General features: G+C 37.0%; 24 protein-coding genes and 1 other RNA gene. 7 read left to right on the top strand and 18 right to left on the bottom strand.

Features of this window, described 5'->3' with window-relative positions; genetic code table 11:
- Positions 1-26 precede the first annotated feature (26 nt).
- Positions 27-1376 carry a DEAD/DEAH box helicase gene (locus P3T75_RS06725; protein WP_206902794.1) on the bottom strand — a complete coding sequence of 450 codons (1350 nt, stop codon included), beginning with the start codon at positions 1374-1376 and terminating at the stop codon, positions 27-29.
- Between the two features lie 57 nt (positions 1377-1433).
- A complete protein-coding gene (locus P3T75_RS06720; protein WP_230710847.1) occupies positions 1434-2585 on the bottom strand; it encodes a VanZ family protein in 1152 nt (383 codons plus the stop codon).
- Between the two features lie 87 nt (positions 2586-2672).
- On the opposite strand from P3T75_RS06720, the gene P3T75_RS06715 reads away from it, so the two are divergent.
- A complete protein-coding gene (locus P3T75_RS06715; RefSeq protein WP_282462534.1) occupies positions 2673-2993 on the top strand; it encodes a hypothetical protein in 321 nt (106 codons plus the stop codon).
- A gap of 102 nt (positions 2994-3095) precedes the next feature.
- Here the strand turns inward: P3T75_RS06715 and P3T75_RS06710 are convergent, their stop codons facing one another.
- The 8 genes from P3T75_RS06710 to P3T75_RS06675 form a co-directional block, all read right to left on the bottom strand.
- Positions 3096-3320: a hypothetical protein gene (locus tag P3T75_RS06710; RefSeq protein ID WP_206902791.1), complete on the bottom strand. Its 225-nt coding sequence runs from the start codon at positions 3318-3320 to the stop codon at positions 3096-3098.
- Between the two features lie 12 nt (positions 3321-3332).
- The gene (locus tag P3T75_RS06705; protein ID WP_230710845.1) at positions 3333-3686 is read right to left on the bottom strand and encodes a hypothetical protein; all 354 of its coding nucleotides are present in this window, start codon (positions 3684-3686) and stop codon (positions 3333-3335) included.
- Positions 3687-3873: 187 nt separating this feature from the next.
- Positions 3874-4530, bottom strand: coding sequence for an HD domain-containing protein (locus P3T75_RS06700; RefSeq protein ID WP_282462533.1), 657 nt, complete (start codon positions 4528-4530; stop codon positions 3874-3876).
- 232 nt (positions 4531-4762) lie between these two features.
- A complete protein-coding gene (locus tag P3T75_RS06695; RefSeq protein ID WP_282462532.1) occupies positions 4763-6262 on the bottom strand; it encodes a carboxypeptidase M32 in 1500 nt (499 codons plus the stop codon).
- Positions 6259-7422: a THUMP domain-containing class I SAM-dependent RNA methyltransferase gene (locus P3T75_RS06690; RefSeq protein ID WP_282462531.1), complete on the bottom strand. Its 1164-nt coding sequence runs from the start codon at positions 7420-7422 to the stop codon at positions 6259-6261. Before P3T75_RS06690 ends, P3T75_RS06695 begins: the two co-directional genes overlap by 4 nt.
- A gap of 148 nt (positions 7423-7570) precedes the next feature.
- An RNA gene (rnpB, locus tag P3T75_RS06685) (RNase P RNA component class B) lies at positions 7571-7935 on the bottom strand.
- 19 nt (positions 7936-7954) lie between these two features.
- A complete protein-coding gene (gpsB, locus tag P3T75_RS06680) occupies positions 7955-8386 on the bottom strand; it encodes a cell division regulator GpsB (protein ID WP_206902787.1) in 432 nt (143 codons plus the stop codon).
- Between the two features lie 76 nt (positions 8387-8462).
- Positions 8463-9005 carry a DUF1273 domain-containing protein gene (locus P3T75_RS06675; protein ID WP_282462530.1) on the bottom strand — a complete coding sequence of 181 codons (543 nt, stop codon included), beginning with the start codon at positions 9003-9005 and terminating at the stop codon, positions 8463-8465.
- A gap of 62 nt (positions 9006-9067) precedes the next feature.
- Here P3T75_RS06675 and recU point away from each other — a divergent pair, with 62 nt between their 5' ends.
- Together recU and P3T75_RS06665 are read left to right on the top strand one after the other, a co-directional pair.
- Positions 9068-9703 (top strand): Holliday junction resolvase RecU, encoded by a 636-nt coding sequence (recU, locus tag P3T75_RS06670; protein WP_206902785.1) that lies wholly within the window; start codon positions 9068-9070, stop codon positions 9701-9703.
- On the top strand, positions 9693-11984 hold the full coding sequence (locus P3T75_RS06665) for a PBP1A family penicillin-binding protein (protein ID WP_230710837.1): 2292 nt from the start codon (positions 9693-9695) through the stop codon (positions 11982-11984). Before recU ends, P3T75_RS06665 begins: the two co-directional genes overlap by 11 nt.
- A gap of 57 nt (positions 11985-12041) precedes the next feature.
- On the opposite strand, the gene nth is transcribed toward P3T75_RS06665, so the two are convergent.
- From nth to P3T75_RS06625, 8 genes are all read right to left on the bottom strand, one after another.
- Positions 12042-12692, bottom strand: coding sequence for an endonuclease III (gene nth / locus P3T75_RS06660; protein ID WP_206902783.1), 651 nt, complete (start codon positions 12690-12692; stop codon positions 12042-12044).
- A 4-nt stretch (positions 12693-12696) separates the two neighbouring features.
- The gene (locus tag P3T75_RS06655) at positions 12697-13389 is read right to left on the bottom strand and encodes a DnaD domain-containing protein (RefSeq protein WP_282462529.1); all 693 of its coding nucleotides are present in this window, start codon (positions 13387-13389) and stop codon (positions 12697-12699) included.
- A 117-nt stretch (positions 13390-13506) separates the two neighbouring features.
- Complete coding sequence (locus P3T75_RS06650; RefSeq protein WP_230710830.1) at positions 13507-13884, bottom strand: RidA family protein; 378 nt, start codon at positions 13882-13884, stop codon at positions 13507-13509.
- A complete protein-coding gene (locus tag P3T75_RS06645; protein ID WP_206902780.1) occupies positions 13881-14324 on the bottom strand; it encodes a Fur family transcriptional regulator in 444 nt (147 codons plus the stop codon). The genes P3T75_RS06650 and P3T75_RS06645 overlap by 4 nt, the downstream gene beginning before the upstream one ends.
- 211 nt (positions 14325-14535) lie before the next feature.
- Positions 14536-15468: a cysteine synthase A gene (cysK, locus tag P3T75_RS06640; protein ID WP_282462528.1), complete on the bottom strand. Its 933-nt coding sequence runs from the start codon at positions 15466-15468 to the stop codon at positions 14536-14538.
- Positions 15469-15655: 187 nt separating this feature from the next.
- The gene (locus P3T75_RS06635) at positions 15656-16546 is read right to left on the bottom strand and encodes a glucosaminidase domain-containing protein (protein WP_282462527.1); all 891 of its coding nucleotides are present in this window, start codon (positions 16544-16546) and stop codon (positions 15656-15658) included.
- 246 nt (positions 16547-16792) lie between these two features.
- Positions 16793-18787, bottom strand: a complete 1995-nt coding sequence (tkt, locus tag P3T75_RS06630; RefSeq protein ID WP_282462526.1) for a transketolase — start codon at positions 18785-18787, stop codon at positions 16793-16795.
- 88 nt (positions 18788-18875) lie between these two features.
- On the bottom strand, positions 18876-19118 hold the full coding sequence (locus tag P3T75_RS06625) for a DUF896 family protein (protein ID WP_206902776.1): 243 nt from the start codon (positions 19116-19118) through the stop codon (positions 18876-18878).
- 169 nt (positions 19119-19287) lie between these two features.
- Here P3T75_RS06625 and lexA point away from each other — a divergent pair, with 169 nt between their 5' ends.
- The 4 genes from lexA (at position 19288) to P3T75_RS06605 (ending at position 21555) form a co-directional block, all read left to right on the top strand.
- Positions 19288-19908 (top strand): transcriptional repressor LexA, encoded by a 621-nt coding sequence (gene lexA, locus P3T75_RS06620; protein WP_206902775.1) that lies wholly within the window; start codon positions 19288-19290, stop codon positions 19906-19908.
- Positions 19909-20027: 119 nt separating this feature from the next.
- Positions 20028-20240: a hypothetical protein gene (locus P3T75_RS06615; protein WP_230710821.1), complete on the top strand. Its 213-nt coding sequence runs from the start codon at positions 20028-20030 to the stop codon at positions 20238-20240.
- A gap of 309 nt (positions 20241-20549) precedes the next feature.
- Entirely contained in the window at positions 20550-21170 is a 621-nt protein-coding gene (locus P3T75_RS06610; protein ID WP_282462525.1) for a hydrolase, read from the top strand.
- A 19-nt stretch (positions 21171-21189) separates the two neighbouring features.
- Positions 21190-21555, top strand: a complete 366-nt coding sequence (locus P3T75_RS06605; protein WP_230710817.1) for a hypothetical protein — start codon at positions 21190-21192, stop codon at positions 21553-21555.

Below are 21555 nucleotides of genomic sequence, written 5' to 3'. Positions count from 1 at the left end.
ATGCTAAAGCATCATGACTTTTTTAACTATTGACTTGATTTTTTCTTGTGTTTTCGTGCTGTACGCAGTTGCTGGCGTTTTTCGACTTTACGTTTTTGTTTTTTATCTTTGTCGACTGCCCATTGAATTTTTTTCTTATAACCTGGTTTGATTTTTTTCTTTTTCTTTTTAACCAAACCAATCAGCGTCGGATCTAACTCATCTTTTTTGGTCTGTTCCCGTTTTTTCCGACGGTTGCGATCATAACCTGTAACAATTTCGCCATTTTTGATTTCTTTTGGTTTAAAGGTCACACCGATTTTTTCAATTGCAGCTACTTTTTCCTCATCTTGCGGACCGTATAAAGTAATCGCCGTACCAGCCAAATTATTACGGCCAGTTCGTCCAACACGGTGAATAAAGAACTCTAAATCATTAGGAATCTCTGCATTAATAACATGGGAAACGCCCTCGATATCAATTCCTCGAGCAGCTAAGTCTGTTGCAACAACGTATTGAAAATCCATATTTTGGATGCTACGCATGATGCGTTTGCGTTCGCGGGGTGTGATATCACCATGGACTTTGGCAACTTTTAATCCTTGTTCTTTGAGATAGTCACTAATTTCATCTACGCGTTGTTTGGTATTGGCAAATACTAAGGCCATATAAGGATGCCCAATTGTCAATAACTGATAAATTAACCGATTTTTATCTTTTCCCTTGGTAGCGATTAACCAATTATCAATCGAATCAGCTATGACTGCTTTGGGTTGAATCTCTTCAATTACTGGATTTTCCAAGTATTTTTTTAAAAATGGACGTAATTTTTCGGGAATGGTTGCTGAAAAAACTAATATTTGAACTTTTTCTGGTAATCGGCTCGCGATTTGATCAACTTCCTGCAAAAAACCCATGTCTAATGTCATATCTGCTTCATCGACTACAAAAGCAAAAGCTTTATGGATAAATAAGGCTTGTTCATTAATCATATCCAACAAGCGGCCTGGTGTTCCGATGACTACATGAGGTTGTTGATGTTTTAATTTGTCAATTTGCCGTTGTTTATCTGTTCCGCCCACAAAATTGCTCACGCGAATTACAGGATCAGAAAAAGCTGCGATTTGTTTGGCAGCCGCATAAATCTGATTGGCCAATTCTCGACTTGGTGCTGTAATGACAACTTGAGCACTTTCATTAGTTGGATCAACTGCATCAAGCAATGGCAGTAAAAAAGTATGGGTCTTTCCCGTACCTGTTTGCGATTGCCCAACAACGCTTCTTTTTTGTTTAATGACAGGAATCAAGCGTTCTTGCACTTCCGTTGGTTTTTCAAACTTCTTTTCTTTAAGAGCTTCGTATATAAAGGGCTTAAATTGAAAATCCGTAAATTGCATATTTCCACCTTCTTTTCATAATGTTCTTAGGGATTATAGCACAAATGGCACACTGCGTCAGATTTCTTTTGGCAAAATTGTACTTATTACGTAAGTCCCACTTCTTTTTTCATAAAACAATTGTCTTTTCTTACGAATCACTGACCAGATAACGTTAATAACAAACAATCCTTGAATGACAGCTGCGCCGATTGTAACCATAGAAGCAATTCCGACTAAAAAGTGGTTGTTGCTTTTCACCAAAGGCGCAAATAAGGTACCGAGTTGTCCAATACCGCCATAAATTAAATACAACAATCCATAACGCTTTACTAACGCTTTTAAGGTGATATGGCGATGCTCGTTTTCAACCACGCGAATTCTAACAATTTTTTTTCCCAGTGTTTGACCATTTAGCCCATAGTTTAAAAGGATAAAATAAAGTAAAATGGTGACAAAATACCATGCTGGGGTATCACTAAAATCAATTGCGTAATCTTGTGTAAAAAAGCGTAAAGCAACAGTAAGCACAAAGGTAAAGAAATAAATGAAAAACCAATCTAAGAAAAAGGCAGCAAAGCGTCGGAAAAGAGTCACATCTCGCCCTTTTTCATAGGCTGTTTCGGCTAACTCTTCTCGTGATGGCAATAATAAAGTAAATAAAGGTTCAACCAAATAACCAAGCGTACCACCAATGGTGTTGTGTAAAAGGTCGTTCACATCAGCCAAACGATAATTTCTGGGATAAATAAAATACAGCCCGGTTAATTGTGTAACTTCAAAGAATAATGACAATAAAAAGCTAGCCAATATCGTTTTCTTCAAAGAAAAACCGAAGAAATAGCGTAGATAAACGCCAAATGGCAACAGTAAAAATACGTTAAATACAGGTTCTAAAAAAACGCCTTGTTTCATGGCGGGCAAATACGTACTTGGATCATTTAGTCTCAAAACGGTTTGAGTTAAAAAGTTATGCAATGAAGCACCTAAATGCAATTCATAGTGAGGCCCCGTGTAATGCGCCACCTCCGAAATTGGTGGTAATGGCAAAATGACTAAAAAATAGGCACATAACAAATAAAAGACAAAAGAATACATAATAAGGGCACGACTAAAAATAAAGCGACCAAATTTACGATACTCATAAATAAAGAAAAAAGATGAGATAAATAAGGCTAAAAACGGGAAAATCAAAAGAGCTGTTTTAAGTGGTTCAATATAAGCAGACATAAAAGATCCTTTCTTTGCTTAAGCTAAGTCTTAAAATATTTCCCAAAAAAAATACTTTGGCGTATGATAATTACAGGAGGTGCAATTATGTTAAACGAGTATTTTGCATTGGGTGTTCCTATTGCACTAATTGTTTTATATGGCCTAATCTTGCTACTGCGTAAAAAAAGTAAAATTCCCTATCTGGGGTTTGTATTGTTTATTATAGCGGGCTTTATGGTGGCTTTTAGCTACCAAGTGTTGCAATACGCCATAAAAGAACAAGATGATTTAGTAAAAGCAAGTAAAAACTTAGCTTTAAGCTATCCATTTTGGTTATTATATATCCCTTTAATTATCGGGATTATTTTAGTTGGCATTAATATTTTTCGTGCTTACAAGCGCATTAAACCACAACTTAAATCATAAAGCATTCTGATAAAAACACAAAACAAAAACGCCCAAACGCGTAGTGCAGATTATCTGAAACACAATAACCTGGCTTGGTACGTTTGGGTTTTTCTTTTTTAATTAATCTTCTAAAAACTCTGATTCATCGTTGTCTTCAACATATTGGCTACGCTCTTCTTCGTCTAATTGACTGACCAGATAATCATAATCTGCTTGGGATAAAACCACCACATCGACATCATTTTGTTCATCAATTAATTCCACTGCAGAATAATCGTCACCCAAATTTTGTAAAAGGGTAATAAAACCTTTATCTTTAAAAGTTAAATACTCCGTTTTTTTCATTTTCAATCACTCCTAATAAAATTCGTAAAAGCGAATACTGACAGTATTTTTTTTTGCCAAAGCAGTCAGTGTATAAAGATCTAATTTTACATAATCTTCAGCTACTAACTGATAGAGATTATCTTCTAAAGCCTCTTCGATGTATGGCAATACCTCATCTTCATCTCCGTGTGACGCAGCTTTAGTTTTCAAAATTTGTTGAAATAAACGAGGGTCTAAGAGTAAAAAGTATTCTTTATCATACTTATAGACTGCTACATGATATAGCTTATTAGTCAAATGTGCTTCGATAACAAAAAAGCATTCATTGTTGGCAGTTAATGTATTTAAAAGCTCAGCTGGTTCCATAGCTTGTTGGTAGAACATCTCCATCCCCCCTTAACTTGATTATAGGAGATATTCTAACTAAAATAAAATAATAAGTGTTGTGACAAAAGGCACAATCGTACAAATATTGCACTTAAGACTTTATTTTTCTTTAGTGGTATCTTTACATCAGCTTTTCATGTAATCATGTTTATTGTCTATTAAGCCTTCTGTTCAAAAAATTAGATTAAAAGAACTCCGCGTTTTCCGGCTCCCATTCTTGATAAAATTCTGACAAAAAAGCTTCCATGAATTTTTGCCGCCGCACAGCTTCTGTATAGGCTGTTTTGGTATTCATTTTATCTGGTAGTAACAACAGTTTTTCATAGAAATGATTGATAACGGTAGTGCCTTTTCGGTATTCTTTTTTATCGGTGAAATTGATGGGTTTTATCATTGGATCGTGTAGCGGATGCTGGTGGCTACCACCAAAATAAGCCGTTCTTAAAATCCCCATTGCCCCAAGTGCCTCGAGCCGGTCAGCATCTTGAACAATTTGTCCAGCAATAGATAAATTTGCTTTTGCTTCCAATTCTTTTGAAAAAGACATATTTGTGATAATAAAAATAATTTCTGCCTGCTGTTGTGCGCTAAAATTAATTTCCTTCAAAAAATTTTGTAATTTTGTGAGAGCAATTGCTACATCCGGAACAACTTTATCGTCGATTGTATCATGTAAATAAGCCGCAGCAATTAAAACCTCTTCGTCTAATTGCGCAGCTTCTTTTTTTGCAATCTGAGTAGCCAATGTCGCCACGCGGCTGGCATGATCAAAACCATGGCCAGTCAAATCTTCTTGCAACTTTTCTTTAGCATATGCGATGATTTCTGGTATCTTATCCATTTTTTTCTCCTTAATATACAAGTTAATATGCAAATTCGAATTTTCACAATCTTCAAAAAGCGTTTACAATAATAATAGAGTGGTCACTTGTTGCAAGACAGTTTTAGAAGATCTCCCCCTCAATCACTAACTGGTAATTGATGCAGACAATTCTAGCCACTTCCCCAAATAATGCCAAGCGAGTTCGCTTGGCATTATTTATACTTTCCATACATTTAGTAAAAAGCAATAGTTATGCTTTGATTTGATAAACAGTTTGATAAAGTTCTGACAAATAATCCAGCAGATACTGAGGATTTAAGGTTTCTTTTGTTGCTGCTTTGATTAATTCACTAGGTGTTTTACTTCTTCCAAATTGGTGAATATGTTCTGTCAACCATGCTTTAATCGGAGCATAATCGCCACGGGTTAATAAGTCATCCACCGCTAGTTCTTTTTCCATTGCGTGTAGTAACTGTGCTGCATACATATACCCCAAAGCATAAGATGGAAAATAACCAAACATCCCGCCAGACCAATGGACATCTTGTAAAACACCAACTAAATCATTGTCTGGTCGAATTCCGAGATATTCTTCATATTTATCATTCCAAGCTTTTGGCAACTCAGCTGCCGTTAAGTCACCATTAAATAGCGCTTTTTCTAATTCATAACGAATAATAATGTGTAACGGATAGGTTAAACTATCAGCTTCAATGCGAATCAGACTTGCTGCGGTAGCTTTTAATGAACGATAGAATGTTTCAAAATCAATATCGTCGAAAGTACCTTCAGCCGCAGCTTGAAATATCGGATATTGCTTTTGCCAAAAACTACGCTTACTACCTAAAATAATTTCATAAAACAATGACTGAGATTCATGAATTCCCATCGATGGTGCATCATAAACTGGTGTCATATTGTATTTTTCAGCCATATTCTGTTCATAAATACCATGTCCAGCTTCGTGTATTACACCAAAAATTCCCATTGAAAAGTCCTGCTCGTTCCAACGGGTTGTAATGCGGACATCATTACGAGCAAGTCGTGTGGCAAAAGGATGGACCGTATCATCAAGGCGTCCGCGATTAAAATCAAAGCCTAGTTGTGACACTAAGTTTTCGACAAAAACTTTTTGTTGTTCTTTAGTCATAATTCTGTCTTTAAAGCTTGTATCAGGTTCTATGCCTTCTTGTGCAATCAGTTGTCTAATTTTTACCAATCCATCTCTTAGTTCAGTAAAAACCTCATCCAAGACCGCAGTAGTCATGCCTGGTTCAAATAGATTTAATAAAACATCATAATCTGTTGCTTCATCTTTTTTATAATAAGGAATCAACTCTTTTGTTATGCGGATATTTTCTTCTAGTGCCGGTTTGAAATCAGCAAAATTTTGTGATTTCCTAGCTTTAACCCAAGCAGTATGGGCTTGACTATATAAGCGACTGCGTTCGACCATTAACTCTTTGGGAATTGCATGAATTTCGTCATAATCTTTTTTTGCTACTTGAAAGACAGTTTTGCCAACTTCCGAAAGTTCAGCTTGATGGTCATTAAAATAATCAAGTGCCGCTTTAATTTTAGGACCAGTTTGCTTTTCAAAAGCTAATCCGCTTAGATAACCACTAGCTGCTCCTCGCTCGGTCGCAGCAGTCTCAGGCATACCAGTTTGGCTATCCCACTCTAGTAAAGCTAGAGTTTGATTTAATAGTGTGATTTCGGCTAATTCATCTAGAAATTCTTTTTCTTTCATTCTGCTTTCTCCTTTGTTCTTGGTGGGCGTGTTCCCCAGTATTGAAATAAGTCTGTTCGTAAAGCTCCGTTATATAGTTTGCGTTTTTTTGTTGCTTTGGCACCATAAAATGATTCAAATTGTAGATCACTTGTCAAAATATATTTACTCCAAGTTTTTAATGGGCGTAAAACAGTTCCCATTTCTTTGTATAGTCTTTGGACAGTTTCTGTTTCACCCAAACGTTCGCCATAAGGTGGGTTTGCTACAATCACACCATACTCTTTATCTGTAGTAAAATCTTTTACCGCTTGTTGCTTAAATGTAATCGTATCTCCTAAGCCGATTTCTTCGGCATTTGCTTTTGCTATTTCGATCATTTTACCGTTAATATCATACCCGCTGATATCCAGTTCAATATCATAATCTGCCGCATTATCAGCATCTGTGCGAACTTTTTCAAAAATCGCTGCGTCAGCCCAATCCCATGTTTCACATAAAAATTCGCGATTAAAGCCCGGCGCAATATTATGACCAATTAAGGCTGCTTCGATACAAATTGTACCAGAACCACAAACGGGATCAACAAAAGGACGATCTTTACGCCAATTGGTTAATAGTACCAATGCTGCTGCTAAATTTTCTTTTAAGGGCGCGCCACCTTTTTCTAAACGATAACCTCGTTTAAATAAACTTGGACCAGTCGTATCTAATGTCACCATAACATGGTCTTTTAAAAGTGCGACTTCTACAGGAAATAATGCACCAGTTTCTGCTAATGGCACAGTTGTAGGGCGATGATAATAGGAGCGCAAACGGTCGACAATTGCTTTTTTTGTGATTGCTTGGCAATCAGGAACACTATAAAGTTTTGATTTAATTGACTTTCCACTAACCGGAAACTCTGCATCCAGTGGTAGTAAATCTTCCCATGACAATGCCTTGACTTTTTCAAATAGTTCATCAAAAGTATAGGCATCAAATTCACCCACAACAATTTTAATTCTGTCTGCAGTTCTTAGCCACAAGTTTGCGGTCGCGATTGTGGTTAAATTTCCTTTAAAACGCGCACGACCATTTTCCACTTGGCATTCAATTCCTAAATCTCGTAATTCTTTTCCTACTAAAGCTTCTAAGCCACTGGCACAAGTTGCCACTAAATTAAACGTTTGTTCTTTCATATATTCTCCTTTACCCGCAGGCATAAATTGTTCTTAAATGTATTGAAACACGACTATCACTCGAATGCAAATGATTGCAAAGAAAAAAAGCTGAACTTACTGTCCAGCTTTTAATTTAGTTTCAAAATAAGCCCTGAATCCTGTGATTTTCTATAAGCCATGTTCTGTCCGCAATTTTTTCAGGGTCAAAAATTGCGGGGTAATCATCTATCTGCATCATAAAGATACCTTCTTGTATTCGTTTGATTCCGTCAAAGAAGTGCCCCTACCATTGTTTGGGTTGCTCGCTCGAGGGGTTTACCGCGTTCCACCGTCAAAGTTTCCCTTGACGCTTCGTCACTGTGGCACTTTCAAGGATACTTATCCGTAGCTTGCGCCTTAGGAATTTTTCCTGCCGTTACTAAAATAGCACCCTGGCTTATGGTTTCGCCAGGCACGAACACTACAAGCATCACAGCTTGTGCGAGCATGGACTTTCCTCAGCCTATTGCTAGACCGCGATTACCCGAAAATCACAGACTTCATTAAAATGTTAGAAACGACGTGTCCGTTCGTTATCATCACTATTTTCATCGTTGGTATAATTACCATTTAAAGATTGAGATACACGTGTTGTGACTTCTGAGCGGTCTGCTGTTGTATCTTGATCTAATTTTTTACCAAAAACTTCTTTTTCCAAGTTGGAAAGACGTTTCAAAATGTCAAAATTTGTAACTGTTTGACTTTTTGGCGCTTCTGTTTGCACACGGCTTGGTGCCGGTGTTGGATTGGCAGCTTGTTGGCTTAGTTTAGCCTGTAAGCGATCGTTTTCTTCTTGTAACGCTAAAATTTCTTTGTTATATGCTTCATAGTCTTTGATGACGTTGTCTAAAAATTCATCGACTTCAACGGGATCATAACCACGCATTTTTGTTTTGAATTCTTGTTGCAAAATGTCTTTTGGACTATAGTTTAAATTCGCCATTAATTCATACACCTCATTTATTTTTAGAAACTCTCTTAAAACATTCTATCAAAAATAAGCTAGAAAGCAACAAAAATCATTCATAGAAGGTATTTTGTAAATCATCCATCGTAATGAGATGAATGAGATATTCGTTATTTTCCGCTAGTTTTGTGGCACTATCTAGTAAATATTTCGGCTTTCCTGGAAATTCAGGATCAAAAACAGCAAGAACGCCATCTGAGTGCTGTAATAAAAAATTTGTATGATTTTGTAATTGTTGCGGACTTTGATAAGGTTTATGACTGACAGACTCTACGTAGTCCGCTTCTTTTTTTAAACGAAGTAACTTTTCTTTATTGCCTTCATTCCACTGTTCACCAAATTCTTCAAAAGGAAATAAAACACCTAAATGTAAATCGGGATATGTTGCTTTTAATTCGCTAACCGTCTCAGCTGCCCACATTTCCACCCCAAGGTTGCCACTAACAATCACCCACTCTAATCCATCGTCCACATAAGGTAACAAATTATTTTTTATGGCTTTCTTAATAATTGCAATTTTAGGGTCCTTATCTTGAAAAACCCCTAATTCATAACTCCTATAACCTGTTAATAATAATGTTTTTATAGTTTCCATAACGATACCTTTTCTTTCCTTTTGGCTTTTTGGTATAATACACCGGTAGGAGTGTGACGAATATGGTTTTAAAGTACCCCAACGGTCAAATTTATCAAGCTGCGCTACCTGCTAAGCATAAACAAACAAAGGTTAAAACTCAAGAAACAGCTAGTTTTAGCAATCGCGGCATGCGCTTTGAAGAAGCAATTAATGAAAGTAATCTTTATTATTTAACGCATAATCAAGCAGTGGTGCATAAAAAGCCCACCCCGATTCAAATCGTTAACGTAGATTATCCAAAACGCAGTGCAGCAGTTATTAAAGAAGCTTACTTTAAAGAGGCTTCTACTACTGACTATAATGGAGTTTATCGCGGTTTTTACCTTGATTTTGAAGCTAAAGAAACAAAAAACAAGGCATCATTTCCTTTTAAAAACTTCCATGACCATCAAATACGACATATGGAAGCTTGTTTAGCACAAGGAGGCATTTGTTTTGTTTTACTTTGGTTTTCTTCTTTACACCGTTGCTTTTTTTTAGACAGTAAAAATTTGATTTCACTGTGGACACAACAAAAAAATGGCAAAAAGTCGATTCCTCTTGATGTGATTGAAAAAATTGGAATCGAAATTACACCTAAAATTGCCCCGCGAATTCCGTATCTTGAGGCAGTAGAAAAATTTGTTTTAAAGGAGTCAAATAAAAATGGGAAATGACACACCATCACGGGCGTCCCGCCACAATGGCAGCAACACGCCACAAAAGAAACCAAAAAAGATGAAAAAGAAATCAAAAAACTCTGTTGGATCAATTATTTTAAAATGTTTGATTGGCTTTTTTATCGTTGGCTGTATCGGCCTACTTTCAGGAATGGGACTTTTTTGGTTTTATGCTAAAGATGCGCCTAAAATTGAGGATAGTAAATTAGATGCCTCTGTTTCTTCAGTAATATACGCAAGTAATAATGATATCGTTGCGGATTTAGGTTCTGAAAACCGCAAAAAGATTTCAGCACAAGATGTTCCCCAATTGCTAGAAGATGCTGTAGTTTCTGTCGAAGACCGTCGTTTTTATAAACATATCGGGGTTGACCCTATTCGGATTGTCGGCTCTGCCTTATCCAACGTAACTAAGGGTGGATTACAAGGTGGTAGTACGTTAACACAACAATTGATCAAGCTTTCTTATTTTTCCACAAAAAAATCAGATCAAACGTTGAAAAGAAAAGCACAAGAAGCTTGGTTGGCACTACAATTGGAACAAAAAAAATCTAAGCAAGAAATTCTAACTTACTATATTAATAAAGTTTATATGGCAAATGGTTTATATGGTATGGAAACTGCCGCAGACACTTATTATGGGAAAGACTTAAAAGATCTCGACTTAGCTCAAACAGCACTACTAGCTGGCATGCCGCAAGCTCCGAATGCCTATGATCCTTACCAACATCCAGAAGCGGCAAAAGAACGCCGGGATACTGTGCTGTATACAATGAAAGAAAACAACAAAATCACCGAAAATGAATATCAAGCAGCAATAAAAAAACCGATTAAAGACGGATTGAAAGATTTAGAAAAATCAAGTGAAAATCTACAGCTCGTTGATAACTATGTTAAAGAAGTCATTGAGGAAGTTAAAAATACTACGGGAAAAGACGTCTATACAGACGGTCTAGAGATTCATACTAATTTAGATTTAAATGCACAAAAGCGCTTGTACGAAATCGTGAATACAAATAAATACGTGAATTATCCCGATGAAAAATTGCAAGTGGCAACAACGATGGTAGACGTCAATACCGGAAAAGTTTTAGCCCAAATTGGTGCGCGTAACGTGCCAGATAATGTTGTTTTTGGTAACAATCAAGCCGTCAGCACGGCTCGTGACTTTGGGTCAACCGTTAAACCAATCACCGATTATGGTCCTGCTTTTGAAAACCTAAATTTATCGACAGCAAAACGCATTGATGATGCTCCATACAAATATGAAGGTACAAATATCAGCGTTAACAACTGGGATAAACAATACATGGGAAATATCTCTTTGCGCACAGCCCTTTACGAGTCCCGAAACGTCCCTGCTGTTAAATTATTTAACGAAGTTGGCAAAGACAATGTTACAAAATTCTTGAATGGTCTTGGAATTTCATACAAAGATTTAGTTCAATCCAATGCGATTTCAAGTAATACAGCCCAAGACGGCTCAAAATATGGTGTCTCTTCGCTTAAAATGGCAGCTGCTTATGCAGCCTTTGCCAACGGTGGAACCTATTATAAACCACAATATGTTAATAAAATTGTTTATCAAGATGGCTCTTCTGATGAATTTAAACCAGAAGGAAAAAAAGCGATGTCTGTTGGTACTGCTTATATGATTACGGATATTTTAAAAGATGTGATTACACAAGGCACCGGTACTAATGCAATGATCGACGGGCTAATTCAAGCTGGTAAAACAGGAACATCCAATTATTCGGATGAAGATTTAGAAAAAATTGGTATTACAGACGGTATTTCACCAGATGTTACGTTTGTCGGCTATAATCGCCAGTATGCCATTTCTGTTTGGACGGGTTACGAAAAACATTTGACCCCCATTACATCGGAATCAAATATGATTGCCTCAGATGTTTATCGGGAATTAATGCAATATGTTGCACAAAACGGCGAAAATAACGATTGGAAAATCCCAGATGACTTAATCCGTGTGGGTAGTGAATTATATTGGCGAGATAAATATGAACAATCGCTTGAAACACAACCTTCCTATTCACAAAGCCAAACCGTGCCAAGTTCAAGTACAACAGCTGAAACAAATTCAGAATCAAGTTCAAGTACAGAAGAATCTACTGCTTCTAGCGCACCACCTGAAAGCAGTAGTGTCACACCAACACCAGATCCATCAACACCTCCTGAAAGTAGTTCAACACCACCTGCCTCTTCAGAGACGCCAGAAAGTAGCACAACACCACCTGCTACGAGTTCATCAGGTGGCTAAGGAAATATTTAAAAACAAAAACCGCTCAGAAATGATTCGTCATTTCTGAGCGGTTTTTTAAAGTTTCTTTTTCATTCGTTCTTTACCATCTTGACAAATTGGCAACAAGGGACAAATTTCACATTTAGGATTACGCGCTAAGCAGTGATAGCGGCCAAAGAAAATCATGCGATGATGATCTTTAATCCATTCGTCTTTGGGCAACTTTCTCATTAATGTTTTTTCAACTTCAACAACGGTGGCATTTAACTTACAAATTCGCAGGCGTTTTGAGACCCGTTCCACATGCGTATCAACTGCAATAGCAGGTACGCCATAGGCCTCTGCCAAGACCACATTTGCTGTTTTTCGCCCGACCCCTGGTAAAGATTCTAAAATTTTGCGATCATTGGGTACAGTCCCCCCATACTCTGTCGCAATAATACGAGCGCAGGCCTTTATATTTTTTGCCTTGGTACGATATAAACCAATCGTCTTAATTTTTGCAATAATATCCTCTAACGAAGCCTCTGCTAATTTATCAGCCGTACCAAAATCAGCAAATAAAGCCGGTGTTGCTTTATTAACTGAGACATCTGTCGCTTGAGCACTTAAGATAACCGCAATTAAAAGTTGAAAAGGTGTATTGTAAATCAGTTCACCATGGGCATTTGGAAACATCTCTCCCATGACTTTTAAAGCATAACGAGTTTTCTCAACATTTAACATCTCATTATTCTCCTTTCAACCAATTTTCTAAAGAATAAGGTGAAAGTTCTCTGTTATCATTGTCAGTCGGCTTTGTTTTTTGCTTTTGATAGTGTTGTTTCTCTTTTGCCACATCTTGGCCAGACTGAATATTTTTGCTCCGCCAACTTGACAAGATACTTTCAATATATTGTAAACTGCGAGCATTGTTTAACACCGCTTCTTTTAAGGCTAAAATAATAATTTCTGGACTGTATTTATCTTCTTCAAGCCATTGTGCAATTCTTTCGTATTCAAATGACGACAAAGGTCGGCCAAATTCTTGTTGAAAATGCTGAAACATTTGCGCGATTTCTTGTTGCTGCCCCTCTTGGATAGTATTTTCTTTATTTTGTGCTAATAATTGCGCAATTTTCTCAAAGATTGGGGTAAATAAATAGTGATCTTGTTGCTTATTATCCACTACTACTGTTTCAATTTTAATGACTTGTTTTAGAACTAATTGATTTAAAAGTTCAAAGACTTTTTGTTGCGCCAATCCCATCTCAGTTGCAATTTGATTTAAATCAGGAAAGTTGTCTCCTTGTTCATGATGACGATATAATTGTAACCAAAAAATCAATTCATCACTATTCATCCCTAATTGATGGTAGTGATCTAATATCAAATTGGAAATAACTGTTTGTCCAGCAGCAAAATAATCTTCTAAAGCTAACATGGTATCCCTCATTTCTCTATATCAGTATAACGTATTTTTTATCTCACGGCGAAAAAAAAGCCAATCCAAACAGATTCTGTTGGACTGACTTAAATTAATAAAAGTCGTTTAAAAGTACTATTTCACAACTGCAATAATTTCAATTTCGACCATGGCATCTTTTGGTAAAGCTGCCACTTGTAGTGCTGAACGAGCAGGAAAAGAATCATTGAAATAAGTTGCGTAAATTGTATTAAACGCCGCAAAATCATTGATGTCTTTTAAAAAGCAAGTCGTTTTAACAACATCATCCATTGTTAAATCACAACTTTTTAGTAAGCCCTGAATATTTTTAAACACTTGAACTGTTTGCTCTTCAATCGTTGTTCCGACCATCTCTCCTGTATTTGGATCTAGTGGGATTTGACCTGAAGCAAATAAAAAGCCATTTACAATTTTGCCTTGCACATAAGGTCCTATTGCTTGTGGTGCCAAATTAGTTGTTACATTTTTCATTTTTCGTTCTCCTTTTTTTGGCAGTCTGGACATAAGCCGTATACTTCCAAACGATGATCATTAATTTCAAAACCAGTTAATTGACTTGCAGCAATTTCGACATCTTCCAATGATGGATAAAAGAAATCAACTACTTTCCCACAGTTCGTACAAATTGCATGATAATGTGGTTTTGCCGCAAAATCAAAACGACTGGAGGCATCACCATATTTCATTTCTTGAACAAACCCAATTTCAGTAAATAAGCGTAAATTATTGTAGACTGTTGCAACGCTCATGCTAGGAAACGCTGGGGATAGCGCATGATAAATTTCATCGGCAGTTGGATGGGATCTATGACCAATTAAATAATCTAAAATGGCTTGTCGTTGCGGTGTCACGCGGATATTATCCTTTTTTAACTTTTCGATTGCTTCGGTGACGCTAAGACGCTCTTCCATTTAATCCCCTCCTCTTTGTATTATTATAGTGTAATCATACTATGAGAAGACTAAAAAGAAAAGTGTCTGTTTAAAATCTCAAACCAAAGAAAACTAAATGATGCAATAATTCAATATAAACCTAATTTGGCAGACTTAAACCGCCAATTTTGGCTAATAAAAAACCCTCGAATTTGCACGAGAGTTTTTTTTAAGCCAAGTTTTCAAAAGATCATTCTTCGTCAAATTGATAAAGAACTGTCGATAAATAACGTTCCCCATTATCTGGTACGATTGCTAGAACCTTTTTGCCCTTGCCAAGTTTTTTAGCAACATCAACAGCAGCTTTAATCGCAGCACCTGAGGAAATTCCTACTAAAATCCCTTCTTCTGTTCCCATTTTACGCGCTGTTGCAATTGCATCATCACTTGAAACAGCCACTGCTTCATCATACACTTTTGTATCTAAAGTATCCGGAACAAAGCCAGTACCAATCCCTTGAATTTTGTGCGGTCCTGGTTTGCCACCTTCTAACACAGCTGATTCTGCTGGCTCAACGCCGTAAATTTTAATTTCTGGATAAACGCGGCGCAATTCATGTCCTGCTCCAGTAATCGTACCACCAGTACCAATACCAGCAACGAATGCATCTAAACCACCAACGCCAAACGCATCAACAATTTCTTTACCGGTTGTTTTTTCATGAATTTCTGGATTGGCAGGATTTTCAAATTGCAATGGTAAAAAGTAGCCGTTTTCTTTTGCTTCTTTTTCAGCTCGCTTGATAGAACCCGTAATTCCTTCTGAACCCGGTGTCAAAATTAATTTTGCACCATAAGCTTGCATTAATTTGCGTCTTTCAACGCTCATGGTATCCGGCATAACTAAAATGACATTATAGCCTTTTGCGGCACCAACCATCGCTAAACCAATCCCAGTATTTCCAGAAGTGGGTTCAATAATTGTCCCGCCAGGTTTTAAATTTCCTTGTGCTTCAGCCTTTTCGATCATACTTTGGGCAATACGATCTTTCACGCTACTACCTGGATTGAAAAATTCTAATTTTACATACAATTCAGCATCATCACTCGAAACCAAATGATTCAGTTGCACAATGGGAGTCTGACCAATTAAATCCAAAACAGATTGATAAATTTCACTCATGCTACTTCCTCCTTGTATTAGCTGAAAAAACAGCTGTACTTATTAGTATAATAGCGAAATTATCACCATTGTGCGAATAATTTGTCTTAAAAAAAACTATTCCTAAAATCAGAATTCAAAAATTCATTACGAAAATGATTTTTGTAAAGATTGAAGAAATAGTCAAAATTTATCATCTATTTTATGTTTAGACGTTGAGTTGTTGGCCAACCATGATAGTATCACTTGATAGACCGTTATTTGCCATCAATTGCTCTACTGTTGTACCGTACGTTGCGGCAATATCCCAAAGTGTATCACCAGAAACAACGGTGTACACATTTCCTGTCGTTTGACTTTGAGAGGCTGCTGCTGTGTTTTCAGCAGTAGATTCAGTATTTGTGTTTGTTTGTGTTGTATAACTTGTTTGAACATAACCAGAAGCTGGCGTATCATATTGGGTCAAATTATAAGCAGCAATTAGATAATTCAATTTTTGATTATACGTAGGATCAGTGGCATATCGTCCAGTTAGATAAGCTGTCGCATCTAGATAGCTTGCAGTGTTACTCTTCCAAGCACCAGCATAATGAGCTGTCCCAGTAGCGAAACTTGTGCTGCGTAACACGTAAGCGTGATCAGCTAAAGATTCCCAATATGAATTATACTGACGGAAAGGTTCATTCATCGTTACCCATTGGCCGTTCAAATATTCTTGCGTTGGAAAAGTTACGGATTGGCCATTATAAGCACCTTTTACACCAAACAAATTATAATACGGCGCCTGTGCAAGAACAGATGAACCATTTCCACTTTCTAGTACTGCCTGCGCAATCATAACAGAGGCATATAAATCGTTCTCCTGGGCAATTTGAGAAGCTGCTGCCCCAATTTGATTAATCAAATTGGCCGTATTGTCAATTCCTTGATTCTCCAATTGAGCTGCCTGGGCACTCTGAGCAGGCATAAGTGCCATCACTCCAGGAGTACACGCTAACCCCACGCCAACTAGTGACATGGCTTTTTTACCAGTGAATTTATACTGAAAGGTGACTTGCTTTTTTTGATGTCTTTCACTACGGGTACGATACTCTGACATTTTCTTCCTCCTGAAAAAACTTATATAAAATTAAGATAATTATAAAGATAACTAAGTATATGTATTATAGCTTGAATTTTTTGGCTAATCAAATGTTTCCCCCTTTGTAACAAATATTTAATATACGCAACATTAAAAAGTTTTCTTAACGTCTTTTCTGACAATCTGCCTAATTTTACCAAAAACAAAAAGACTCTTTATAAACTGCTACAAAAAAGCAATTTACAAGAGTCTTTTAATGATTAATTACAAGGAATTATAAACATTAACGACATTTTCAACAGTGAAGCCAAATTCACTAAGCACTTTTTCACCAGGAGCAGAAGCACCAAAATGATTAATTGCAACTACTTTTCCGGCAAAACCAATGTATCTTTCCCAACCAAACGGAGAAGCAGCTTCAATCCCCACACGATTTTGTACTGCTTGAGGTAAGACACTTTCTTTATATTCAGCACTTTGAGCTTCAAATAAATCAAAACTTGGTAGTGATACAACCGAAACATCTTTCCCAGCCTTCTGCAATTCAGCTTGGGCTTTTACAGCTAAATCAACTTCTGAACCAGTTGCAATCAAGATACCTTCAGGTGTTTCACCTTGTTGCGGTGAAACAACATAGCCACCTTTAGCCACATTTTCATCTGCATTTTCTTTTGTACCAGGTAAAACAGGTAAGTTTTGGCGACTTAAAACTAAAACAGTTGGTTTATTTGTTGTTGTCATAGCAATTTTCCAAGCTGCTCTTGTTTCATTTCCGTCAGCCGGACGAATAACTTGAACATTTGGTATGCAACGCACACTTGCTAATTGTTCAATTGGTTCATGAGTTGGTCCATCTTCACCAACAGCCACTGAGTCATGGGTTAAAACATATACAACAGGTGCATTTTGAATCGCTGATAAACGCAATGCCGGACGTAAATAATCCGTAAAGACAAAGAATGTTCCACCATAGACACGGGTACCACCATGTAATTGGATACCGTTCATAGCAGCTGCCATCGCAAATTCTCTAACACCAAACCAGATATTCCGTCCTTCGTATTGACCCGGTTCAAAATCTTTTTCTGCAGCTACCATCGTATTATTCGAAGATGATAAGTCTGCCGAACCACCCCACAGACTTGGAACTGCTTTAGATAAGGCTTGAATCATTTCTTTACTTGATACACGACTTGCTTGAGCGGTGCCTTCTTCATAGACAGGTAATTTGTCATCCCAATCAGCTGGAAGTTCACCGGCAAATGCTGCTTTAAATTGTGCCGCTAGTTCTGGATAGGCTTGGGTATATTCGGTGAAAACTTTATCCCAGGCCTCTTCAGCTTTTTGTCCCCGATCGTTGATCGTTTCTTTAAAGCGTGCCGCTGCTTGTGCTGGCACGGTGAAATCTGGATATTCCCAACCATAAGCTTTCTTAGCTGCAGCAATTCCTTCTACTCCTAATGGGGCACCATGAACTTTATTCGTACCTTCATTTGGTGCACCAAAGCCAATAATTGTTTTCACTTCAATTAATGATGGTTGATCCACGTTTTCTTTTGCTTTTTCTATGGCTGCTGAAATTTCTTCTAAATCATTACCATCTTTAACTAAAATATGTTGCCAACCATAGGCTTCAAAGCGCTTGCCAACATTTTCTGTGAAGGCTTTTGAAGTTGGTCCATCTAAAGAAATATCATTTGAATCATACAAAACAACGAGTTTGCCTAATTTCATGTGACCAGCCATAGAGGCAGCTTCTTGTGAGACACCTTCCATTAAGTCGCCATCACCACAAAGTGCATACGTGTAATGATCAACAACATTGAAATTATCACGATTATAAGTCGCTGCTAAATGCGCTTCGCTCATTGCCATTCCGACTGCCATGGCAATCCCTTGACCTAAAGGACCAGTTGTTGCTTCTACACCATCAGTATGATTTACTTCTGGATGCCCAGGTGTTTTGCTATCCCATTGACGGAAATTTTTCAAATCATCAATTGTGACGTTATATCCTGCACAATGTAATAAACTGTAAAGTAAAGCCGACCCATGTCCGGCAGATAAAACAAAACGATCACGGTCTGCCCAGTTACGAGAAGTTGCTGGGTTAATTTTCAAATGTTTTGTCCAAAGAGCGTAAGCCATTGGCGCTGCCCCCATTGGTAAGCCTGGGTGACCAGAATTTGCGGATTGAATCGCTTCAATACTTAATGTACGTAAGGTGTTAACGCTCAATTCATCGATTTTATCAAACAATTGTGCTTCCTCCTGTTTTTAGGTTTTTTTTACCTTTATTATTTACATCCCTATTGTATAGGATTATTACCGGAAAAGCAATTAAATATCAATCTCGATTGTGTAAACCTTTTTCTTTTTGAATTTGTTTTAATTTATCTGGCGTTACGTCGTTTCCTTTAGGATCAACAACCTTCATGCCTTCAATATGATGCCGCATACCGGAGCGGAAAGCTTTTAGATACTCTTCGCGTAAATTTTTTTGTTCCCGTGTTTCTGCATCAGTTAGACCAGCTTCTTTTTTCTTTTTTGCTAGCGCATTAATTCGTGCTAATTTTTCTTCTGATAGCATTTTAAAATCCCCTTTTTATTATGAACGTTAAATTCTTTGAGTGACGCATATCTTTCCTTATCTTAGCTAAAAAAAAGCCTGGTGACAACTACAAACTCAAAGCGAACATCTGTTTGATTTGTTTTATACTTTATGCTAAACTAAAATTATTAAAGAAAGAAGGTGCAGTATGGCTAAACGCACAGAAAATCGCCAAATTGAAATTTTAAAATTTATTCACGATCGCGTCTCGCAAAAAGGTTATCCTCCTACTGTGCGAGAAATTGGTGAAGCAGTCGCTTTGTCTTCCACATCAACTGTTCACGGTCATCTTTCCCGTTTAGAAAAGAAAGGCTTAATTTTACGTGATCCTACCAAACCACGGGCAATTGAATTAACCGAATTGGGTCTTGAAAAAATCGGCGCTCAGCCGGAGACAATTCCGATGCTTGGGGTTGTAACAGCCGGTGAACCAATTTTAGCAGTAGAAGAAGCATCGGATTTCTTTCCCATTCCACCTCATTTATTAAACGACAGTGGTTCTTTGTTCATGTTAACGATCCGCGGTGAAAGTATGATTAATGCTGGCATTTTGGATGGTGATCAAGTTATTGTTCGGAAACAAGCTGCCGCAAGTAATGGTGATATTGTGATTGCCATGACTGACGAAGACGAAGCTACTTGTAAAAGGTTTTTCAAAGAACGTGACTATATTAGACTCCAACCAGAAAATGATTATATGGAGCCTATCATTTTGCCAAATGTTAAAATTTTAGGTTTGGTAGTTGGACTTTATCGGGATTTACTCTAGAACGAATAATAAATCTTCGAATTTTTCGAGGATTTATTTTTTTACTTTACAAACCGAACGTACTTTCGTATAATCATTATACAAACATTTGTTCGTATATTTTAATTGAGGTGAAAAGGATGAATACAATTCGCAATATTTCTTTAATCGTTTTAGGTTTAATCGTCAGCTTTGTCATTAGTCATTATGGTGTTGCTCTAGCCGCTTTGATTTTTGTTCCCCCTTTTTTAGTCTGGTTTGCCTTATGGGACGAAAAAAAATATCGTCAAAGTATTCGTAAATTTTATCCTTACAATCAAAAACCACGGGATACCTATCATCAATACAAATAATTTTTAGTAATTATTACAATGGGTTACTTTGACCAATAATTTTTAAGGTTTGACAGATTAGTCTTGAGACTTTTGTGTCAAATCTTTTTTATTTGTTTTATACGTAGAGTATTTACAATTGAGGCTATTCCAATCCATATTTACCCTAATGACTGCTACTATCTTTTTTAAACTTTTATAATTCAAATGAAAATTTAAACGCTTACTATTTTAAAGTCGGATTATTTCCCTTATTTAAAAAACGGCAGTATATTGGTTTTGAGGTAAAAATTTTCATTCTATTAAATAGCATTAAGGAGGAATTTTATTATGACAAGTTATGAACCTAGAAATCCCGAAAAAGATGAACTGCTTTCGCCGGAAAACAGCGTTTTTGTACTAATTGATTATCAGCCTACACAAGTAAACTCCATCAATTCAATGGATCGCCATGAATTAGTTGAAAGTATTGTAAATTTAACAGCTTTGATGCGGGCTTATAATGTTCCTACTATTGTTTCAACGGTCAACGTAGCAACCGGACGTAACAAAGATACTATTCCCCAATTAAAAGAACTAGTAGCTGATTTGCCAAGCTATGACAGAACCTCCATTAACGCATGGGAAGATCGCGAATTTAATGACGCCATTAAAGCAACGGGTAAAAAGAAAATTATTATTGCCGCATTGTGGACAGAGGCTTGCTTAACTTTTCCAACCTTGGATGCTTTAAAAGAAGGCTATGAAGTCTATGCTGTCGCAGACGCAGTTGGTGGAACAAGCAAAATCGCCCATGAAATGGCACTTCATCGTGTTGAACAAGCTGGTGCTAAAATGACCTCCTTTGCGCAACTTGCTTGCGAATTACAACGTGATTGGAATAGAAGCAATACTGCAGCAAAATTTGTGAAAGCCATGCAAGACAAAGGAATTTTCTTAAAATTAGAATAGTAAAAAAGGAGTAATCTTCATGTTAGATATTCAAGGTTCGCTAAAAAATTTGTCCTGGACAGTAGAACATCACTTTTTGCATATAAAAAATCAGCATCCTTTCATGCGTGCTTGGGCCGTTCAATTTGAATTAGCGTATACTGATTTTCGCGTGATTCAATTAGCGTTGCAATTAGCAGAAAATCAAATGGCGCTCTTAAAGACTTTTACAGCACAATATGATGCAGTCTATCAATATGAAATGGCTTTTGCCAGTGGTGGCTTAGAAGGTTTCAACGAAAAATTCACTTCTATCGCAGAATACGACAAAGCACAAAAAGCTTTACTTACCACCATTGATGAAATCATGCAACTTCAACCTGACGATGCCAATGATTTAATTTAG

This window comes from Enterococcus montenegrensis, from assembly GCF_029983095.1.
GTDB classification, from domain to species: Bacteria; Bacillota; Bacilli; order Lactobacillales; family Enterococcaceae; genus Enterococcus_C; species Enterococcus_C montenegrensis.
Note: the sequence above shows the minus strand (reverse complement) of the source record. Positions and strands in the feature narration are given on the sequence as shown.

Bases quoted from the DNA above. Each gene is read 5' to 3' on its own strand.
- P3T75_RS06725 (WP_206902794.1), bottom strand. From the start codon at position 1,376: ATGCAATTTACGGATTTTCAATTTAAGCCCTTTATATACGAAGCTCTT.
- P3T75_RS06650 (WP_230710830.1), bottom strand. From the start codon at position 13,884: ATGAAAAATGTAACAACTAATTTGGCACCACAAGCAATAGGACCTTAT.
- P3T75_RS06705 (WP_230710845.1), bottom strand. From the start codon at position 3,686: ATGTTCTACCAACAAGCTATGGAACCAGCTGAGCTTTTAAATACATTA.
- P3T75_RS06625 (WP_206902776.1), bottom strand. From the start codon at position 19,118: ATGCTATCAGAAGAAAAATTAGCACGAATTAATGCGCTAGCAAAAAAG.
- P3T75_RS06710 (WP_206902791.1), bottom strand. From the start codon at position 3,320: ATGAAAAAAACGGAGTATTTAACTTTTAAAGATAAAGGTTTTATTACC.
- P3T75_RS06635 (WP_282462527.1), bottom strand. From the start codon at position 16,546: ATGTCAGAGTATCGTACCCGTAGTGAAAGACATCAAAAAAAGCAAGTC.
- recU (WP_206902785.1), top strand. From the start codon at position 9,068: ATGGTTTTAAAGTACCCCAACGGTCAAATTTATCAAGCTGCGCTACCT.
- P3T75_RS06690 (WP_282462531.1), bottom strand. From the start codon at position 7,422: ATGAAAGAACAAACGTTTAATTTAGTGGCAACTTGTGCCAGTGGCTTA.
- P3T75_RS06665 (WP_230710837.1), top strand. From the start codon at position 9,693: ATGGGAAATGACACACCATCACGGGCGTCCCGCCACAATGGCAGCAAC.
- P3T75_RS06700 (WP_282462533.1), bottom strand. From the start codon at position 4,530: ATGGATAAGATACCAGAAATCATCGCATATGCTAAAGAAAAGTTGCAA.
- P3T75_RS06695 (WP_282462532.1), bottom strand. From the start codon at position 6,262: ATGAAAGAAAAAGAATTTCTAGATGAATTAGCCGAAATCACACTATTA.
- P3T75_RS06720 (WP_230710847.1), bottom strand. From the start codon at position 2,585: ATGTCTGCTTATATTGAACCACTTAAAACAGCTCTTTTGATTTTCCCG.
- P3T75_RS06610 (WP_282462525.1), top strand. From the start codon at position 20,550: ATGACAAGTTATGAACCTAGAAATCCCGAAAAAGATGAACTGCTTTCG.
- P3T75_RS06715 (WP_282462534.1), top strand. From the start codon at position 2,673: ATGTTAAACGAGTATTTTGCATTGGGTGTTCCTATTGCACTAATTGTT.
- P3T75_RS06645 (WP_206902780.1), bottom strand. From the start codon at position 14,324: ATGGAAGAGCGTCTTAGCGTCACCGAAGCAATCGAAAAGTTAAAAAAG.
- P3T75_RS06675 (WP_282462530.1), bottom strand. From the start codon at position 9,005: ATGGAAACTATAAAAACATTATTATTAACAGGTTATAGGAGTTATGAA.
- cysK (WP_282462528.1), bottom strand. From the start codon at position 15,468: ATGAGTGAAATTTATCAATCTGTTTTGGATTTAATTGGTCAGACTCCC.
- nth (WP_206902783.1), bottom strand. From the start codon at position 12,692: ATGTTAAATGTTGAGAAAACTCGTTATGCTTTAAAAGTCATGGGAGAG.
- P3T75_RS06655 (WP_282462529.1), bottom strand. From the start codon at position 13,389: ATGTTAGCTTTAGAAGATTATTTTGCTGCTGGACAAACAGTTATTTCC.
- P3T75_RS06605 (WP_230710817.1), top strand. From the start codon at position 21,190: ATGTTAGATATTCAAGGTTCGCTAAAAAATTTGTCCTGGACAGTAGAA.
- gpsB (WP_206902787.1), bottom strand. From the start codon at position 8,386: ATGGCGAATTTAAACTATAGTCCAAAAGACATTTTGCAACAAGAATTC.
- P3T75_RS06615 (WP_230710821.1), top strand. From the start codon at position 20,028: ATGAATACAATTCGCAATATTTCTTTAATCGTTTTAGGTTTAATCGTC.
- lexA (WP_206902775.1), top strand. From the start codon at position 19,288: ATGGCTAAACGCACAGAAAATCGCCAAATTGAAATTTTAAAATTTATT.